The sequence below is a fragment of the Bacillus sp. C-3-6 genome, assembly GCF_054509685.1.
In genome coordinates this window covers 1,724,807-1,742,672 of the sequence record NZ_CM137247.1, presented here as the reverse complement: position 1 = coordinate 1,742,672, position 17,866 = coordinate 1,724,807, and the positions used below count along the sequence as shown (strand labels likewise).

At 34.7% G+C, this 17,866-nt stretch carries 16 protein-coding genes; 4 read left to right on the top strand and 12 right to left on the bottom strand.

Annotated elements, in window-relative coordinates:
- Positions 1-44: 44 nt before the first annotated feature.
- The 5 genes from ACW0JX_RS09035 to ACW0JX_RS09015 form a co-directional block, all read right to left on the bottom strand.
- Complete coding sequence (locus ACW0JX_RS09035) at positions 45-557, bottom strand: GNAT family N-acetyltransferase (protein WP_459245590.1); 513 nt, start codon at positions 555-557, stop codon at positions 45-47.
- Positions 558-635: 78 nt separating this feature from the next.
- Complete coding sequence (gene cysK / locus ACW0JX_RS09030; RefSeq protein WP_000762269.1) at positions 636-1,553, bottom strand: cysteine synthase A; 918 nt, start codon at positions 1,551-1,553, stop codon at positions 636-638.
- 10 nt (positions 1,554-1,563) lie between these two features.
- Entirely contained in the window at positions 1,564-2,775 is a 1,212-nt protein-coding gene (locus tag ACW0JX_RS09025; RefSeq protein WP_001149399.1) for an MFS transporter, read from the bottom strand.
- Between the two features lie 212 nt (positions 2,776-2,987).
- A complete protein-coding gene (gene hflX / locus ACW0JX_RS09020) occupies positions 2,988-4,247 on the bottom strand; it encodes a GTPase HflX (protein WP_000393281.1) in 1,260 nt (419 codons plus the stop codon).
- Positions 4,248-4,730: 483 nt separating this feature from the next.
- Positions 4,731-5,267: a cobalamin biosynthesis protein CbiN gene (locus ACW0JX_RS09015; RefSeq protein WP_459245783.1), complete on the bottom strand. Its 537-nt coding sequence runs from the start codon at positions 5,265-5,267 to the stop codon at positions 4,731-4,733.
- A 200-nt stretch (positions 5,268-5,467) separates the two neighbouring features.
- Here ACW0JX_RS09015 and ACW0JX_RS09010 point away from each other — a divergent pair, with 200 nt between their 5' ends.
- The gene (locus tag ACW0JX_RS09010; RefSeq protein WP_097984032.1) at positions 5,468-6,451 is read left to right on the top strand and encodes a ketoacyl-ACP synthase III; all 984 of its coding nucleotides are present in this window, start codon (positions 5,468-5,470) and stop codon (positions 6,449-6,451) included.
- A 46-nt stretch (positions 6,452-6,497) separates the two neighbouring features.
- Here ACW0JX_RS09010 and ACW0JX_RS09005 read toward each other — a convergent pair whose 3' ends face one another.
- Positions 6,498-7,772, bottom strand: coding sequence for an MFS transporter (locus tag ACW0JX_RS09005; RefSeq protein ID WP_000884513.1), 1,275 nt, complete (start codon positions 7,770-7,772; stop codon positions 6,498-6,500).
- Between the two features lie 174 nt (positions 7,773-7,946).
- Between ACW0JX_RS09005 and ACW0JX_RS09000 the strand changes: the two genes are divergently transcribed.
- Positions 7,947-9,812: a leucine-rich repeat domain-containing protein gene (locus ACW0JX_RS09000; RefSeq protein WP_459245589.1), complete on the top strand. Its 1,866-nt coding sequence runs from the start codon at positions 7,947-7,949 to the stop codon at positions 9,810-9,812.
- A gap of 36 nt (positions 9,813-9,848) precedes the next feature.
- Here the strand turns inward: ACW0JX_RS09000 and ACW0JX_RS08995 are convergent, their stop codons facing one another.
- The 3 genes from ACW0JX_RS08995 to ACW0JX_RS08985 form a co-directional block, all read right to left on the bottom strand.
- Complete coding sequence (locus tag ACW0JX_RS08995; protein WP_182812879.1) at positions 9,849-11,597, bottom strand: MDR family MFS transporter; 1,749 nt, start codon at positions 11,595-11,597, stop codon at positions 9,849-9,851.
- Between the two features lie 36 nt (positions 11,598-11,633).
- Entirely contained in the window at positions 11,634-12,173 is a 540-nt protein-coding gene (locus tag ACW0JX_RS08990) for a PadR family transcriptional regulator (RefSeq protein ID WP_000678333.1), read from the bottom strand.
- A 152-nt stretch (positions 12,174-12,325) separates the two neighbouring features.
- On the bottom strand, positions 12,326-13,129 hold the full coding sequence (locus ACW0JX_RS08985; RefSeq protein WP_459245588.1) for a polyphosphate kinase 2 family protein: 804 nt from the start codon (positions 13,127-13,129) through the stop codon (positions 12,326-12,328).
- A 404-nt stretch (positions 13,130-13,533) separates the two neighbouring features.
- Between ACW0JX_RS08985 and ACW0JX_RS08980 the strand changes: the two genes are divergently transcribed.
- Positions 13,534-13,998, top strand: a complete 465-nt coding sequence (locus tag ACW0JX_RS08980) for a hypothetical protein (protein WP_000823337.1) — start codon at positions 13,534-13,536, stop codon at positions 13,996-13,998.
- Between the two features lie 19 nt (positions 13,999-14,017).
- On the opposite strand, the gene ACW0JX_RS08975 is transcribed toward ACW0JX_RS08980, so the two are convergent.
- Together ACW0JX_RS08975 and ACW0JX_RS08970 are read right to left on the bottom strand one after the other, a co-directional pair.
- Positions 14,018-14,296, bottom strand: a complete 279-nt coding sequence (locus ACW0JX_RS08975; RefSeq protein ID WP_069355389.1) for a hypothetical protein — start codon at positions 14,294-14,296, stop codon at positions 14,018-14,020.
- A 26-nt stretch (positions 14,297-14,322) separates the two neighbouring features.
- Positions 14,323-15,585: an MFS transporter gene (locus tag ACW0JX_RS08970; protein ID WP_069355388.1), complete on the bottom strand. Its 1,263-nt coding sequence runs from the start codon at positions 15,583-15,585 to the stop codon at positions 14,323-14,325.
- Between the two features lie 137 nt (positions 15,586-15,722).
- Here ACW0JX_RS08970 and ACW0JX_RS08965 point away from each other — a divergent pair, with 137 nt between their 5' ends.
- On the top strand, positions 15,723-16,208 hold the full coding sequence (locus tag ACW0JX_RS08965; RefSeq protein WP_459245587.1) for an NUDIX domain-containing protein: 486 nt from the start codon (positions 15,723-15,725) through the stop codon (positions 16,206-16,208).
- 29 nt (positions 16,209-16,237) lie between these two features.
- Here ACW0JX_RS08965 and ACW0JX_RS08960 read toward each other — a convergent pair whose 3' ends face one another.
- Positions 16,238-17,863 (bottom strand): YndJ family protein, encoded by a 1,626-nt coding sequence (locus ACW0JX_RS08960; protein WP_459245586.1) that lies wholly within the window; start codon positions 17,861-17,863, stop codon positions 16,238-16,240.
- Positions 17,864-17,866: the final 3 nt, after the last annotated feature.

Below are 17,866 nucleotides of genomic sequence, written 5' to 3'. Positions count from 1 at the left end.
TTTCGATATTACAGCTTGCATTACCTTTTCAAATTTCTACCAAATCATATTTCTACCCAATAACGTTGAACAATTTCACCAGTATGAGAAGAAACTACTTCATTTTCTAACACACCACCAACCTTTTGAATCGTTTTAGCAGAACCGATATTGGATTTATCGCAAGTTATTAACACTTTCTGTAATCCTAATTTTTGCGCTTCAGCTAATGCAAGCTTTAGTTGTTTCGTAGCGTAACCGTGGCGACGTTTATTTGGATGGACACTATATCCAATATGACCGCTTTCCCGTAATAATTCTGGATTTAATCTATGTCTAATATTCACAAAGCCTATAAGTTCCCCTTTTTCAAAACTTAAAAACTGGCTAGATGGCACTCGATTAGCTAGTAAATTTTCTCCTAGTTCTTGTTTACTCACTTTTTCAAACCATTCATCAAGAGAATCAAAGTTTTGTAAAGAACTACTTCCATGTGGTTGTTCCCCTGAGTTTAAAAACGCGTGTCTATACGCTGTAATATGCTCACTATATTCATGGGTTGGTTTTAATAGTTTCATTGTTCTTCTCCCCCTCTTCATTCCATAAAACAAACACCTTAATAGCAGCTATTCACTATTAAGGTGCTTCTATCCTTTTTATTCAAATAACCCCATGCTCAAATAACGTTCACCTGTATCAGGCGCAATACATAAAACTTTTTTACCAGCGCCTAGACGTTTCGCTATCATGATTGCAGCGTAAACAGATGCTCCAGAAGACGGCCCAACTAATAATCCCTCTTGTCTAGCTAAGTTTCTCATTGTCGTTAAAGCCTCTTCGTCTGCAATTTGAATAATTTCGTTATACACTTCTATATTTAAGTTTTTCGGGATAAACCCTGGGCTTGTTCCTACTAGTTTATGAGGACCTGGCACACCACCTGATAAAACGGGTGATCCTTTCGGTTCCACTACTGCAATATATAAGTTTGGTAATTTCTCTTTTAACGTTTCACCAGTCCCTGTAATCGTTCCGCCTGTTCCTGCCGTTGCAACAAAAGCGTCCAGCTCTCCATCCATTTGTTCGTAAATTTCAAGCGCAGTCGTATAACGGTGAATATTCGGATTAGCTGGGTTTTCAAATTGTTGCGGAATAAAACTATTCGGTATTTGCTTTTGCAATTCTAACGCCTTCGCAATTGCTCCTGGCATTCTTTGTTCTGCTGGTGTTAAAACTACTTCTGCTCCGTATGCTTTCAATAAATTAATACGCTCTTTTGACATATTATCTGGCATAATTAAAATCGCTTTATACCCTTTAGCTGCTGCATTCATCGCTAAACCAATCCCTGTATTCCCGCTTGTCGGTTCAATAATTGTATCTCCTGGTTTGATGAGACCATTTTCTTCTGCAACGTGAAGTAAATTATAAGCAGCACGGTCTTTCACACTGCGCGATGGATTAAACATTTCTAGTTTCACATACACATCTGCTGCGTCTTCCGGAATAAATTTAGATAATCGGACGACAGGTGTATCTCCTATTAATTCCGTAACGTTTTCACACAATTTCATAGCGCATCCCCTATTCTATCGTTTTCTTATCACTTGGCAGTAACCATGAAGTGAGTCCAATTAATGGTAGACAACTACATAATAGCATAATAAATTGCAGGCTATATATATCTGCTAATTTCCCAAGAACTACAGCACCTAATGCTCCAAGTCCAAACGCAAGACCTACGATTAATCCTGACACCATTCCCACTTTTCCAGGTACAAGCTCTTGTGCATATACAACAATTACACTAAAACTACTTGAACTAATAAAACCGATACATAAAAATAACGGTACGACCCACACAAGTGAGACATGTGGTAATAACAGTGCAAGTGGCGCTGAACCTAACATTGAAAATACGATGATATTTTTCTTACCAAATCGATCTGCTAACGGTCCTCCGAAGAAAGTTCCTAACACACCAGCAATCATAAATGCGAATACGAAATACTGGGCATTTTTTATAGATAAACCGTAATGCTCTATTAAGTAAAATTGATAGAAATTCCCGATACCAGCACCGTACCAAGAGCGTACAAAAGTAAGAAAAACAAGAAGTATAATAACGAATTTAATGTGTGTACTTACAATTGCATTTTCCGCCTCAAGTGCAGCCCTCTTCTTCCTTCTTACAGCACCGGTTGCTAATTCATTTTTGTACCAATTCGATACGAAAATTAATAATACAATTCCTACTGCTGCAAATGCTGTAAAACCTAATGAACCAATTTGACCGAGTGGAACGAAAATTAGCGCTGTAAAAATAGGAGCTAAAGAATTCCCCGTGTTTCCCCCAACTTGATAAATTGCTTGCGCTAACCCTCGTTTTGCACCTGCCGCCATATACGCAACACGAGCGCCTTCTGGATGAAAGACCGCGGAACCTAAACCAATAAATAAAACAGAAATAATAACAATAATAAAGTTTGGTGCAAACGCGAGTCCAATCATTCCAAGCATACTTGAAAACATGCCGAGTGGTAATAAAAATGGTGACGGCTTCTTATCTGAATACATACCAAACACCGGTTGCATAATCGATGACGTCATATTTAATGCAAACGCAATCCACCCTACTTGCATATAGGATAAATTCATCGTTTTTTCCAAAATAGGAAACAACGCCGGCACAACTGCTTGCATCGAATCATTTAAAAAATGCCCAAAGCTAATCGCAAATAAAATTCGATATATTGTCGGTGTTTCTACAGTTTTTTTGTGTGAAACTGCCTGCATATGTGAATCTCCCCTTTCTGTACAAAATATATATTTATTACAGTAGGTGTAATAAATTCTGACTTTTGAAACATTTCTATTCTATACTGCTTTCATTTCTTTTTCCAGAAATATAACTTAACTCCCGTCATTGGCTTGCATCCTTGTAACTTTCAGCGGTAAAACAGTACAAAAAAAAGACAACCCAATCACATACTGGGTTGCCTCTTACATTAAATTGCAAAATGCTTATACTTCTCGTAATCACTCGTCTTACATTCTATTTCTAATTTGGTACCCTCGTTTTCGTAACTCGTAGATAAAACGTGTGCATGATTATTGAAATACGAAACTACCTGTCCTTGATCATATGGAATTAACATTTCACACTTCGTATATTCTTTATAGATGTGTGAGCGAATCATTTCTACAAGTTCTTCAATTCCAACATGTTTCTTCGCTGATAAATAAACGCGATCTTCTTGCACTTTCGGAATTTCAACATCTACCATATCTGATTTATTATAAGCATAGATCGTTGGAATATTTTCTACTCCAATTTTCTTTAACGTTTCATTTGTAATATCAATTAATTGTTCATAATTTGGATTTGCGTAATCTACAACGTGAATAAGTAGGTCTGCTTCCGCTACTTCTTCTAACGTTGAACGGAACGCCTTCACAAGATGATGTGGTAATTTACTTACAAATCCAACTGTATCTGTTAATAAAAATGATTTATTATCTGGCAAATCAATATTTCGTACAGATGTTTCTAACGTCGCGAATAACATATCTTTTTCAAATACTTGTTTTTCTTCTGTACCATTATAAATTTCAAGCATTGCATTCATCGTCGTTGACTTTCCTGCATTCGTATAACCTACTAATGCTACAACAGGTATTTCATTTTTCTTACGCTGCTTTCGCTGCGTTTGACGCTGGGCAACGAGCGCTTCTAAATCTTTATTCAAAACTGAAATTTGTTCTTCAATTTTACGACGGTCTAACTCTAACTTCTTTTCACCGACACCTTTATTTTTCGTACCAACGCCGCCGCTCTGTCTCCCTAACGATTCACGAAGACCGATTAAACGAGGCATCATATACTGAAGGTGTGCTACTTCTACTTGTAGCTGTGCTTCTTTCGTTTTCGCACGTTGCGCAAAAATATCTAAAATTAAAATGGTACGATCAATTACCTTACAATCTAAATCCTCTTCTAAATTTCGAATTTGTGAAGGAGATAATTCATCATTAAAGATAACCATATTCGCATCTATTTCTTGTACATACGCTGCAACTTCTTCAATCTTTCCTTTTCCGATATAATGCGATGGATTTACTCGTTGTAAATTTTGCGTTACTTGCCCAATTACCTCTACATCACAAGCTTCCGCAAGATTTGTTAACTCTTCCATCGAATATGCAAAATCATCTTCATTACCTACATTTACTCCAACTAAAACTGCTCTTTGTAATACTTCTTCCATATATTTATTCCTCCATTTCGATTACGTAAAATAAAAAACACAGGTCGCTGCCTGTGTTTTCGTAAACGGATAAGGGTTCACCAAAGAAATAGAAGAAAGCTATGCTTTCATCCTATTTTATAGTCAAAAAGTCCCAAGATTGTATACGTATCCACAGTAAGTGTTCACTTATACAATCCCATTCTATTTATAAAGGCAAAACAAAAAGAGGGCGTATTCGTCCCTCCCTCTTTTTCACATATAAGCTTAATAAAGGGTTCCTTTAAAATAGGCAGACCAATCCCGTTCACTCTGTACACAGACAGAGCCTTTGAGCGCTATTCAATTATTGGCACAAAGTATTGAGACGTAATCTGATTAAGATCAAAGGAAGCCCCTCCGTTCATTTTAAGTTACATAAAGTGTAGCATAAGTAATTCGCTTTCACAAGGTTTAACAACCTATATCACACTAAAGAGAATCTTTATATTTTTACTTTAATCGTCATTTTTTGCGAGTTTTTCTCACAATAAAAATAACAAAAACAATCATCAATAACAAACCAATGGAAATAATAGCAACTTGCCGCCAATTTAAACCGCTCACCATCTCACCTTTTAAATCCACTTTCTTCGTCGGAACAGACTCTTTTGCAATTTGACTTAAAGCCGCTTTGTCCGCCCCTGCCTCATCCAATCTCTTCGTTCCACTACAACTATTTGTGTGTAATTGTTTTTCTGATCCTCTTTGAGTAGAAAATACTAAGTACTCTCCTTCTTCTACAAAGCGAAACATACAATCACCACCCTTTGTATATACGATAATTTGCGAAGAAGTTGTCCCTTTCCAAATTTTCTTCACTTCAAATAACACTTCAGTTCCAACCTCTTCTTTCCTTCCAACCTCAATTACCTTTCCCTCAAACACTACATCGTTTTTTTGAAATGCATCTTCTGTTGATACTTTAATACAATCACAAGCATAAGATTTCTCAGGAAAAATAATAAGAATAAAGCTACAAATGATGACGACAGGAAACATGTGTAAAATCCTTTTCAAGGAGCTTAACTCCCTTCATTATCAATTTTAGAAACTTCTCGTATATTATTTTTACAGCACTCGCCAAATTCCTTCATAGTAAGTTAAGTATTATCGTTTTAATACAACAAAAATCTTTATTGACATTTTTATAACCTAATATTAGTATCAGGTTATAAAAATAAAAGTTAGGAGATGTTCCTATGCATTCTAAATCTCGTATTACTGCAATTGGTACTTATGTTCCAGATCAAATATTGTCTAATAACGATTTAGAAAAGATGGTCCATACGAATGATGAATGGATTGTACAAAGAACAGGAATGAAGGAAAGAAGAATCGCTAGCGACGAAGAATACTCCTCAAACTTAGCCATTAAAGCAATTGAAAATTTATGTACAACATATAAGAAAAACTTAGAAGATGTCGACTGTATCATTGTCGCTACTACTACTGCTGATTACGTTTTCCCTAGTGTTGCTTGCCAAATACAACAATACTTCAACATACCTCATACACTAGCTTTTGATTTAAATGCAACTTGTGCTGGTTTTACATATGGACTACACGTCGGTAATAGCTTAATCACTTCTGGATCACATGAAAAAGTACTTGTCGTAGCGACAGAGACATTATCTAAAGTTACTGATTATACCGATAGAACGACCTGTATTTTATTCGGTGATGGTGCTGGAGCTATTTTATTAGAAAGAGATGAAAACACCCAAAGCTTTATCGCTGCTCACATGGGAACAAACGGTGATGGCGGCATTCATCTATATAGAACAAACTTATCTACTACTATGAATGGCACACCACTGCAAACAAATGAAAAAATCGTTCAAAATGGAAGAGAAGTATATAAATGGGCAACACGCACGGTACCAAAAGGCATAAAAAATTTATTACATACCGTAAATATGCAAGTAGATGATATAGACTGGTTCATACCCCACAGCGCTAACTTACGAATGATCGAATCTATTTGCGAAAAATCTCAAATTCCAATACAAAAAACATTAACGAGTGTGGAATATATGGGGAATACCTCTTCAGTCACCATTCCACTCGCTTTAAATTTAGCTATAAAAGAAGGGAAATTAAATAACGGAGACACACTTTTACTATACGGATTTGGTGGCGGACTTACGCATTTAGGGCTTATTGTAGAGTGGAATTTAATTTAAGTGTATAAAAAGAGGCTCTAGTCAGTAACTAGAACCTCTTTTTCATTTAATTTCTTGCCCCTTTTCGAGACCATATCACAACAGGAATAAGTAATAACGCTAACACGCCTCCAGCCAATGACAATGCCGCATAACTTGAATTCGCTACTACCATACCTGACATTGCTCCACCAGAAGCTCCAGCTAGCGCAATAAAAACATCTATTTTCCCTTGTGTTTTAGCACGTGTAGACGGTGTTGTGGAATCAACGATTTGTGCTGTACCACTTATCAATCCGAGGTTCCATCCTAGCCCAAGTAAAGACAGAGCAACGATTAATAATAATAAAGAATCACTTGGCGCTATCGCAGCTATGACACCCGCTGCAAGTAAAATCACTCCACCAGCTATGCTCATTGTAGTTCGGCCAATTTTATCAATTAACATTCCTGTAACGAGAGATGGAAGATACATTGCACCTACATGAAAACCTATCACAAGTCCTACTGCACTTAAACCGTGACCGTGGTGTCCCATATGAACTGGCGTCATCGTCATAATCGCAACCATCACTATTTGCGTAAGTATCATTACGATTGCTCCAACTGTAATACCTCGTTTATTTTCTTTCGCTTCTTCTGTTATTGGTTGTCCTTTATATGTATGTTCCTGTTTATATCTTTCTATAATGTTAGCAATAATCAAAGGATCTGGACGAAGCATAACAAAAAGAACTAGACCCGCCAGTATAAATGCTGCTGCCGATAGTATGAACGGACCTGCAAGTTTAGGAACTCCAATTGAATGAGCAAAACTTCCCATTACCCCTACTAAATTTGGTCCTGCAACTGCACCGAAAGTCGTCATTACCATCGTAATACTAACAGCCGTTGCTCTCTGCTTCTTATCTGCTAAATCTGTACCTGCATAACGAGCTTGTAGATTTGTGGCTGTACCGGCACCATATATAAGTAAAGAAATAAGTAAAAGAATAATACTATTTGTTAAAGCTGCCATTACAACACCAATTGCTCCAAATCCGCCTACTATAAACCCTGTTGCAAGACCTATCCGGCGTCCATATCGTTGCGAAAGCTTCCCTACTATGAAAGCTGCTAATGCCGATCCTAATGTAAACATAGCAGTTGGTAATCCTGCAAATGCATCTGTTCCAAGCATTTGCTGCGCAAGAAGTGCTCCCACTGTAATACCAGCAGCTAGTCCTGCACCGCCAAACATTTGTGAAATGCTGACGATTATTAACGTTCGTTTGTATAGTTTTTGTTGCTCTTCTTCTGTGTACACATGATTATCTATTAAAGCCCCTGCCTTATCTAGCAATTCCCCATCCTCCTTTTAAAATTAATCCCTCTTGTTAATGTACTATGTATAACGTTACATATTCAATGGCATTTTCCATTCCTTCCTTTCATTCTAAAAAACTTTCTAATCATACTCGACTTATCCCATGCTATATTAAAAATACTACTATTCACAATATGCAAGGAGAAAACAATGAAAAAAACAGTAGAATTATGTGAAGCTTGCAAACATGATCCAGTATATAAAATAGAAGAATCCGATCAAGCAAATCAACCTTATAAATTATGTAACCAATGTCATGAGCGTCTTATTTCGTTATCTTTACATCCTAAAGAATGGTACCACCTTGTAATGATTCACTCACCTTATAAATATTATTTGCATGATAGTTTCTATGAAGAAGATGGTAAAGCGAAGCAACCAAAATTAGAGATGAATGAGCACAAACTTACACCCGTGCCCACTTTAGAAGAAGTTCGTTCTAGTTTAGAGGAATTACTTGATTACACCATGACTAGATGGTTTCTTCAAGAAGCAGAAATTGAAGCTCTTAATAGGTACGATCAAAACGAAGTACTAGATGCTGTTATAAACCGCTTTTCAAACACAATGAATGGTGTAATTAAAACTAGATTACTTGAGATTGTTATATGTATACTAGGAGAATTCGCCTCAGATTGGATAAGAAAACTGTGGAAGGCATTTGATGAAGATTTACTTGCACCTCTTTCTCACGCTGCAGCTTATTGTTTACCATTTGAAGAAGCCTTTCCTTTAGTAATAGAAAGGCTAAAAACAGTATTAAAAAGTGAGCTTCCGACCACTTCCTTCATTTGTCTGCATTCTTTTCAATCCTCAGAAACATTAGATTGGATAGAGGAACATGCAGTATCATTTCATAACGATTGGGCGCGATTAGCTGCAGTATCACAACTAACTTGGAGACGAATTAAGTCTTGGCTAACAAAAGGACACCCTTTAAGTTTAATAGCACTTGATGCAATGGTTAGCTGTATACCTGCAAATGAAGATGTACTACATGAAATGGATCCAAAAATTTTATTAGCAGATCCGTCAGAAATAAAGTCAACCTTAATAGCTTACAAACAAAGAGACAATGTTCCAACTGTCAAAAGAATTGTTGAAACTATTTTAGAAAACAAGACAGAAATATTTCAATACATGAATCCTTTACAAATATCTATCAAAAAGAAACCACAAAACTTTTTAGTTATGGATGGCACAGTACAAATCCATGAAAACAGACTGGATGAATACGTAGACTTCATTAATACAAACAACTTTACTGATGTTTACATTAATGATCTTAGGTATAGTTTGCACCATATTAATTTTCTTGAACACTGCCCGCAAATTGAAAGCCTACACATTAGTAGTATATATATTACTGATTATTCAGCCCTATATAAATTAAAAAACTTAAAATCTTTATCACTAGAAGAACCACAAGTTCCACTAAACTTAACAGAGCTAGAAAGCTTTACAAATTTAGAGGAACTTCACATAAAGTGTAATAAAAACATTAAAGGCTTCGAATCTTGTCCTAACTTAAAAGAACTATACATTTGGAAATACAAACCGAAACAAAAGAACCTTGAAGAATTAATGTCTTTACAAAAAATTGAAAAACTAAGCATTACACAAGGGAACATTAATTCATTAAAAGGATGTAGGTCATTACCTAAATTAAAGCATTTAGAACTCAATTATTTAAGAAATTTAGAGCATATTGATGAAATTGAAAACAATGCTTCAACTTTAAAACACATCGAATTCGACCATTGCAGTAAGCTTAAAAACCACGAATATTTGCGCTATTTAACGGAATTAGAAACTCTCATCTTATCAAGTTGTGGTAACATACGAAATCTACAATTCATTAAAGAACTACAAAAATTAAAACATTTAAGCTTCGTGGATTCTACGATTGTAGACGGAAATTTAGAATCTTGCGTCGGAATTGATTTTGTTGGTTTTAATAATAAAAGGCATTATAGTCATAAATTTAAAGAATTAAATCCAGATTTTTCATACTAAAGTAAGGAAAACAGGCTAATAGCAGCCTTTTTTCCTTTACGCTTCTTCTACTATCCTTCCCTTTCTCTTTTTACTCAAAGCTTTCCCTTCCCAAAACAACAAACTTACGAAAGCACAAATTAAAATAATTGGCACACTTGCTTTATATAAATCTGTAAAACTCATAGCCATCTGATTCTTGGCATAATGATTCACATCATTTGAAAATGTGAGTACTTCTTTCTTTATACTTTCCTCTTGTTTTTCAACTTCTTTTGTCACTTGCCTCATAACTTCTTCTCTTTTTACATCTCTATATTCTACTGGAACTTTTCTTAATATTTCATCCGTCTTGTCGCGAATCAATTCTTCCTTTTTCTCTTTACTTAATCCCATTGTCATTGCATTTTGTTTCTTATTTATATTCGACTCTAAACTTTGATTCTCTATTTTTTCTTTAGTCATTTGTAAAATTTCAGTTTGCTCAGTACTATTCACATGAATAGTACGCACCTTTTCTTCTGCATAACGATATACTTTTTCTTTATTTACAGTTAAATTGTGAGTTAAGTTAGAGACAAATATTGCGACTGCCAATACAATTCCGACTTGTCGTAACATTGATACAACACTTTGAGAAGCAGTTAACAATTCTCCTTCAAACGAAGACGCACTTAAAACTGTAATTGGCCCCACTACTAAACCATATCCAACACCTAATATCATACATGGAATAATAATTTCTATATTTGTTGAATGAACATCAATCATTTGCAACCAATAGTAGGAAAGCCCCATAATAAGAAATCCTGACAAAATAATAGTTACTTTTCCGAGTTTTTTAATTAAAGTTGCTGCAACTGGTGAGACAAAAAATATCATTGCTGAAATAGGTGTCACTAAAAAAGCCGCTTCAATTTCCGTTCGACCTTGTAGTTTCGTCAAGAACGTTGGAAGCAATACAGTAACTCCAATTAAAAATAAATTACTTAATATAACAACGATAGACGCTCCGACAAACATTCGATCTTGAAATAACTTTAAATTCACCATTGGATTATGAATCTTTCGTTCTACTAAAACAAATAGAATAAGAGAAATAGTGCTAATTGCATAACAAGACAAAGCAATATTACTTTGCCATCCCCATGTATTACCTTTTACTAATATGAGAGTAAATGAAAAAATTGCTGTGCTACTTAATAGTAGTCCTATCCAATCTATTTTTGAGATAATACGTTCTTCATTTTTTATTTGTAGCATGATGCAACATAACACGATTCCTATTATACAAACCGGAACATTAACGAAAAACACCCATCTCCATCCTAAATTTTGCGTAATAATTCCACCTATTACTGGTCCCATAGCAGCTGACAATCCTTGTGTTACTCCTAAAATTGCAAGCGCAACATGCCTCTTAGCTAATGGCATAGCTGATACACCAATTACCATACTTGTTGGAAATAAAATCGCTGCCCCAATACTTTGTATAAAACGAGAAAAAATAAGAAAATCACCTGTATTAGCAAAAGCGCAAAGTACCGATCCACCACCAAAAATCACCAGACCAAGAATATACATCTTTGCTTTTCCAAAGATATCAGCTATCCGCCCTAACGGAATGGCAAGTACTGCAATCGTCATTGTATAAACATTTAATACCCAAGACATCTTTTCTAACGAAGTATTTACACTCGATTGTATTGCCGGTAAAGCTATATTCATAATTGTCGTATCAATCATACAAAGAAAGATACCTAGACACATTAAAAAGACAATCTTAATACCCTTTGATTGCTCCATCTTTATATACCCCTTTATTTATTGTGAACGCGTTTTTCATTCTTCTGTTTTATTGTTTTCTTTCGCCTCTAACTCTTCTAATTTTTTCTTCAAAGTCTCCACTTGTGCACTATACGATGCAATACCTACATCTAGTGAAATTTCTTCGACGAAAGTAATACCTACTCTCCACTTTTCATATTTCAATCGAAGATCTGCAATGTACGCTTCTTTTCTTTCAATTTCATCTTTAATCCATTTTTTTATTGTTACATCATCACTATAGTTACCAAAATACATTCTCATTAAAAAATCCGAACGTAAAACATCCTTCTCTACAGGTGTCTGCATGTATTGATAAAATTCTTCACGCCCCTCATCTGTAATAAAGTACATTTTCTTATTCGGTTTTCCCTCTTGCATGACAACCTCTTTTTTTATTTTCCCTTCATTCTCCAATTGTCGTAACGTTGGATAAATCATTCCAAAACTTCCATCAAAAAAATGAGTAAATACGTCTTCAAACACAATTTTAATATCGTAACCAGACAATTCCTTTTCCATTAATAAACCTAAAACAACATCTCTTCCCTTCAAAGTAAAACCCCCACATAGTATATAATCAATAATCATATTAACAATGTTAATATGATTATTGATTATATACCTTATTCTGTTAATTGTAAAATGTTTCTAAATAAAAAAGCCCCATAATTTGGTTTCACCAATTCACAGGACCATTTTCTTTTTTACTCTTTAACACCTACATCTTGCAAAACTTCAATATCCTCTTTCATTTCATAATAATAAGAAGGCAATTCTATACCATGTTCTAAGAAATAATCCTCAATGAATGAAATAATGATTTTTAACGTTTTCACACGGGCATACAATTTATCGTTACTTTCAATAATATGCCACTTCGCATTTGGCTTACTTGTTTTTTCAAACATGTCTTCCATTGCTTCAACATATTCATCCCATTTTTCACGATTACGCCAATCTTCGTCTGTAATTTTCCATCTTTTCAAAGGATTTTTCTCTCTATCTTTAAATCTCTTTAACTGTTCCTCTTTACTTATATGGTAGAAGAACTTCCCTATTATGTAATGGTCATCTGTTAGTAGTTTTTCAAAATCATTAATCTCATCATATGCTCTCATCCACTCTTCCTTTGTAGCAAATCCTTCAACACGCTCAACTAACACACGACCGTACCATGAGCGATCAAAAATGGTGATTTGCCCGTACTGTGGAATTTTGCGCCAGAAACGTTGCAAATAATGGTAACGTTTTTCATGAGTTGCAGGTGCTCCAATTGGATTTACTTGGAACCCACGTGGGTCAAGATGTTCCGTCACCCGCTTAATTGCCCCACCTTTACCAGCCGCATCCCATCCTTCCATAACAAGCATAACCGCGATTTTTTCTTCTTTCAAAATTTGTTGTAATGCTAATAAGCGCCTTTGATATTTTTCGAGTTTCTTGTTGTACTTAGATTTTGATTCAATTTTTTTCGTTAAGTCTACTTTAGCAAGATGTCCATTTTCCATAAAACAAATCCCCCTTGTTGTATGACAATGTTATTTTAACATATTTTTGGAAATTTTTTCATATCCTAAAAAGCTGTGTAGAAACATCTCTACACAGCTTCCTTCTCTAATTTCACATATATAAGCACATTTAACTACATTAAAATAAATAATTTATACGGAACTCTTAGGATATTCTTTTTATTAAAACGTAAAAATAGCCCTTTTAAAAAGGGCGGCAATCTAAGTATAGAAAAAATAAATTTATTCTTTCTTACTACATACGTAATTATGCCAGCTATAAGAGTAGTGAATAAGATATTAATTCACTACTCACAATAACCACTTTACATTATATGGTATATTCACTCGTAAAAAGAAGATAATAACAAGTAAATCCATTAAAGAATGGGAGCTCTCAAAAAATGAAACGAAAAATATTAACTCTCTTTACGCTTATATGTTTAGCACTACCAATGCAAGCTAGTGCTTACACATTTCAGTCACTACCGATTGCATCAAAGTCTAAACAATGGTATGTCGAAATTGATAAATCTCATAACTCAAACAAGCAAGCAATCCAGCCGAAACAAGGTGTATTTGATACGTATAGTTTACTCGTAAAAAACATCGGTCATGATGTATCAAACGTATCCGTGGAAATACTTGATAACAATCCTACCTCTAAGGCTACCTTTAAACCTACTACACCTAATGAAAATATTTCTAAAAGTCATACAAGCTTTGACTACATGGTATTCCCATTAGACTTTAATAGTCATAATTTTAAAGTTGTGATCACTTGGGAAGAAAAGAATTTCTCTTATAACGGCCATCCGGTAAATGAAGGTAAAAAAATGAAACAAACATTTGTATTTAATGAAGAATAAGTCCTAATTTCTTTAGGGCTTATTCTTCTTTTTTGAAACCTGCTTGTATCGCTTCCATCACTTCTTTTGTGATTTCCAATTCTGTTGCTTCCATACTAATTTTTTTGTGCCAAATATGTATGGAAGGTTTTTCATTACAAAGATGTTTTATTAATACTAGTTGATTATATGCTAAGTTATTTTCTATTTGGGTAGAGATATAGACTGTAAAATTTTTTGCTTCAAAGACCTTTTCTTCCAAAATGTATTTACTCTCTAATTGCCTTGTTACTATATCTTTCAAGTTTTCTATAGTCATGCATATCGCCCTCTTTTCCCATATAATCAATCAAATCGACGAATACTCGGTACAGACAATGCGATTCCAATTGTTAAAATTACTAAACTAGCTAGTGTTATAATAGTTATCTCGCCACCTATGACAGTAGCTAACCAGCCTACAACTACGTACCCTAATGGCAATAAAGCAAAAGAACCCAACATATCAAGGCTTGCCACTCTTCCGAACGCTTCTTCTGGTACAAGCTCCTGTAAACTCGTTTCCCAAATGAGTCCAAATATCATCATGCCGAATCCTTCAATTGCCATTAAGAATATTAAAGCAGGTGCCCAAGAAATGAATGGCATAATTAATAAAGCAATCCCACTAATTAAAACACCTCCATAAGCCAGTAATCCTCTCTTCTGCCACCGCTCTTTCCCACCAAATATTAATGCAGCAATTACAGCTCCACCACCAGAAAAGGCCATGCCAAGTCCATACACGTAAGCTTCAAAATGATGATGAACATTAAATAACCATGGAATTAATACGACGATAATGCCGGCATAACAAATATTTATAAAAGAAAAGACTAAAATTGTAATCCATAGCCAAGGATGACTTTTTAAAACGAAAACACCTGCCATAAACTCTTGTTTGTAATCAATGTTACTCTTTTCAATAGACTTTACTTTTTTAAACTTAATTTCTTTTAAAAATAATAAACATAAAAATGATAATAAGTACGTTACTGCATCTAGTCCGAAGCCTATCCCTGCAGACGCAACCGATACGATTAACCCACCAAGTGCTGGTCCAATTAATCGTATACCTTGATTACTCATTTGAGTGAGTGCGTTAGCTGCATTACGAATTTCAGGAACAAATACTTTCGCTCTTACAGCAGCATATGCTGGTTGGAATATCCCTTCCATAAGTCCGTATAAGGCAACGAGAATATATAAAATTGTAATTGTTAATAAATCCATAAATATAAGCGATGCAAGTAATAGCATTAATATACAGCGGATTATATCCGTAAATAACATTAATTTAACCCGATCAATTCGGTCTACAACTAAACCCGCAAACGGTAAGGCAAGAATATTAGGTAGCATGTACATTGCCATCGTCATCCCCATTACAACTGTTGAACCAGTTAATGAATACACAACAACTGGGAGTATGACCATAGTTATCGAACTACCTAAGACCGAGAGTAATTGTCCAATCCATAAAAATTTAAAGTGTGGTGATACTTTAACCGGTAATAATAATTTACCAACATAACCCAAACTTTTCTCCTTTTGTATTTCTCCTTGCATGTCTCTCCCCTCTTTTCGAATGACTATAGAATTTATAATATATAACTGAAAATTTATAACATTCCATTTCTAATTATATAAGAAACAATTATGTTATGGTAAAATTATCAAAAAAATATAAAGGAGAATACATCATTATGCCTCCAAATTCACATAACATCGAACATCAGATCTATACAATGTGTATGATCCAACGTAACAATGAAATTTTACTCATAAAACGCCCCAGCCATCGAGGTTTCCCTGGCTACATCGCTCCTGGCGGCAAAGTAGATTTCCCCGAAAGTATCGTTCAAGCCGCTATAAGAGAAGTAAAAGAAGAAACTGGATTACTTGTTTCCAATTTAACTTTTAAAGGATTAGATGAATATGTCAATCCGAAAGGTAATGTTCGATATATGGTATTTAACTATTGGACAGACTCATTTGAAGGTGAACTTCTTTTGAATCCTCCTGAGGGTGAATTATTATGGATACCAATCGATACAGCACTAAAGCTACCTATGCAAACTTGGTTTAAAGATAGATTCCCATTATTTTTTGAAACAGGCACTTTTGAAATTCAACGTGTTTGGGATAATGAGCTAAATAAACAAATTTCTATGACAATTACCCATACATAAAAAAGCTTGGAAACCCATCCAAGCCTTTCTTACTTCTGTGCAATTTTTTCAATCTTATAATGAATATGTAAAAATTCAAGTCCAAATAGCCACATGCTATGATGAGCTGTTAACATTTTATCCTTATCCTCTGTAATGATGATAGTCTCTGCTAACGGTAAACGGATTGTCAAGAACCGAGTATGTAAATAAATCCCCTCATCTCCCTGACCATTTTCTCTTAACTTACTAGTAATAATTAAATCATGACTATCATTATATAGTTTCAAAATACCAGTCATATTCGAATAAGGTAAAGGTAAGGCGATATTCATATATGTCTCATTCTTATTTGTATGCTTTGAATAAAGAGCTACAAAAATAGATTTACCTGCTTCATTTTTTCTTAGCCAAGCCCTTACATTCTCTCTTCCATCTTTCTCATCTATGACACTAATGATAGAGCCATGCATCGTTTCCCAATTGCCGCCCATCCCTAAATGTATTTGTTCTACACGCTTACTCATTTTCTCATAGCAAAGTGCGAACGGACGGAACCAACGAGCCCATTTAATATTCGATTGCAATTCATACTCTGCTGTATTTTCATAAAAATGAATAATACTTAAAGGAACCTTCTTCACATCAAATGCCTCACTATGAAAGTCATTTACTTTATCAACTAAACCGTTGTATTCCTTACTGTCTACTAAATTGCTGCTATATAAATAAGCCTCACCAATTGCCATATTTCCTCTTAACTTACTCATTGGTTTCCCATAGTATTTATAATTCGGAACACTCTTTTCGATCACCCAGCCGACAAATGCCGGTAACGCTACTCCAATTCCGTTGACAACACCGTGAATCCAAACCATTTGAGCAATGGTAATCGTCAAGACATGCTTCAAATTCCCGTATGAATATATAAGTGAGAACATAATTGTAACCATGAGTGTACTAGACGAAACGATTAGAAGAATCTTTGCACTGATAGCATTAAATTTTGCTCTCCAAACGTAAAATCCATACCCATAAATCGCACATAAATATAGGAACACTGCAAAAAATTCAAATATTCTTGAGTATGTAATTCCTATTGCAACTGTCATAGGTGAAATCATGATGATAAACATAATAGCATCATACACTTTACTTCTCTTTTCTCTTTTTCTCCCTATTAAACCAGCTGATAATGGCAATAGAAACGCCGAATAATGAAAATGTGCAGCTGTGAGTAAAACAATGTCAGAGCTAAAATGCATAATTGAAAGTTTTGCTACTGAAGCAAAAAACCAAAAACCACCTAAAAACAAATAAATAAACGCACTATCTATGACGGTCTCCTCTAACGGCTTCCATCCTCTTTCTAGCAATCTACTTACACCAAATAACGCAACAATTCCTGTATATACAAACCAAACTAGCGCAAATAAATAGTGATTTGTGACGAAAGCTAGCATTGCACAAATTGCTGCGATTGGATATAAAAACGATACGAATTTATAAAATAATAAATACGATCCATCTCTTTTTCTTTTATCACTAATACAAAGTGACATTGGTATAAATAATAAAACAGATAATAATATAATTGCTTCAACAGGATTTATATTCGACCACTCATATATTAGAAAAACAACATAACAAGCAAGCCCAAATATTATATTTTTCATATC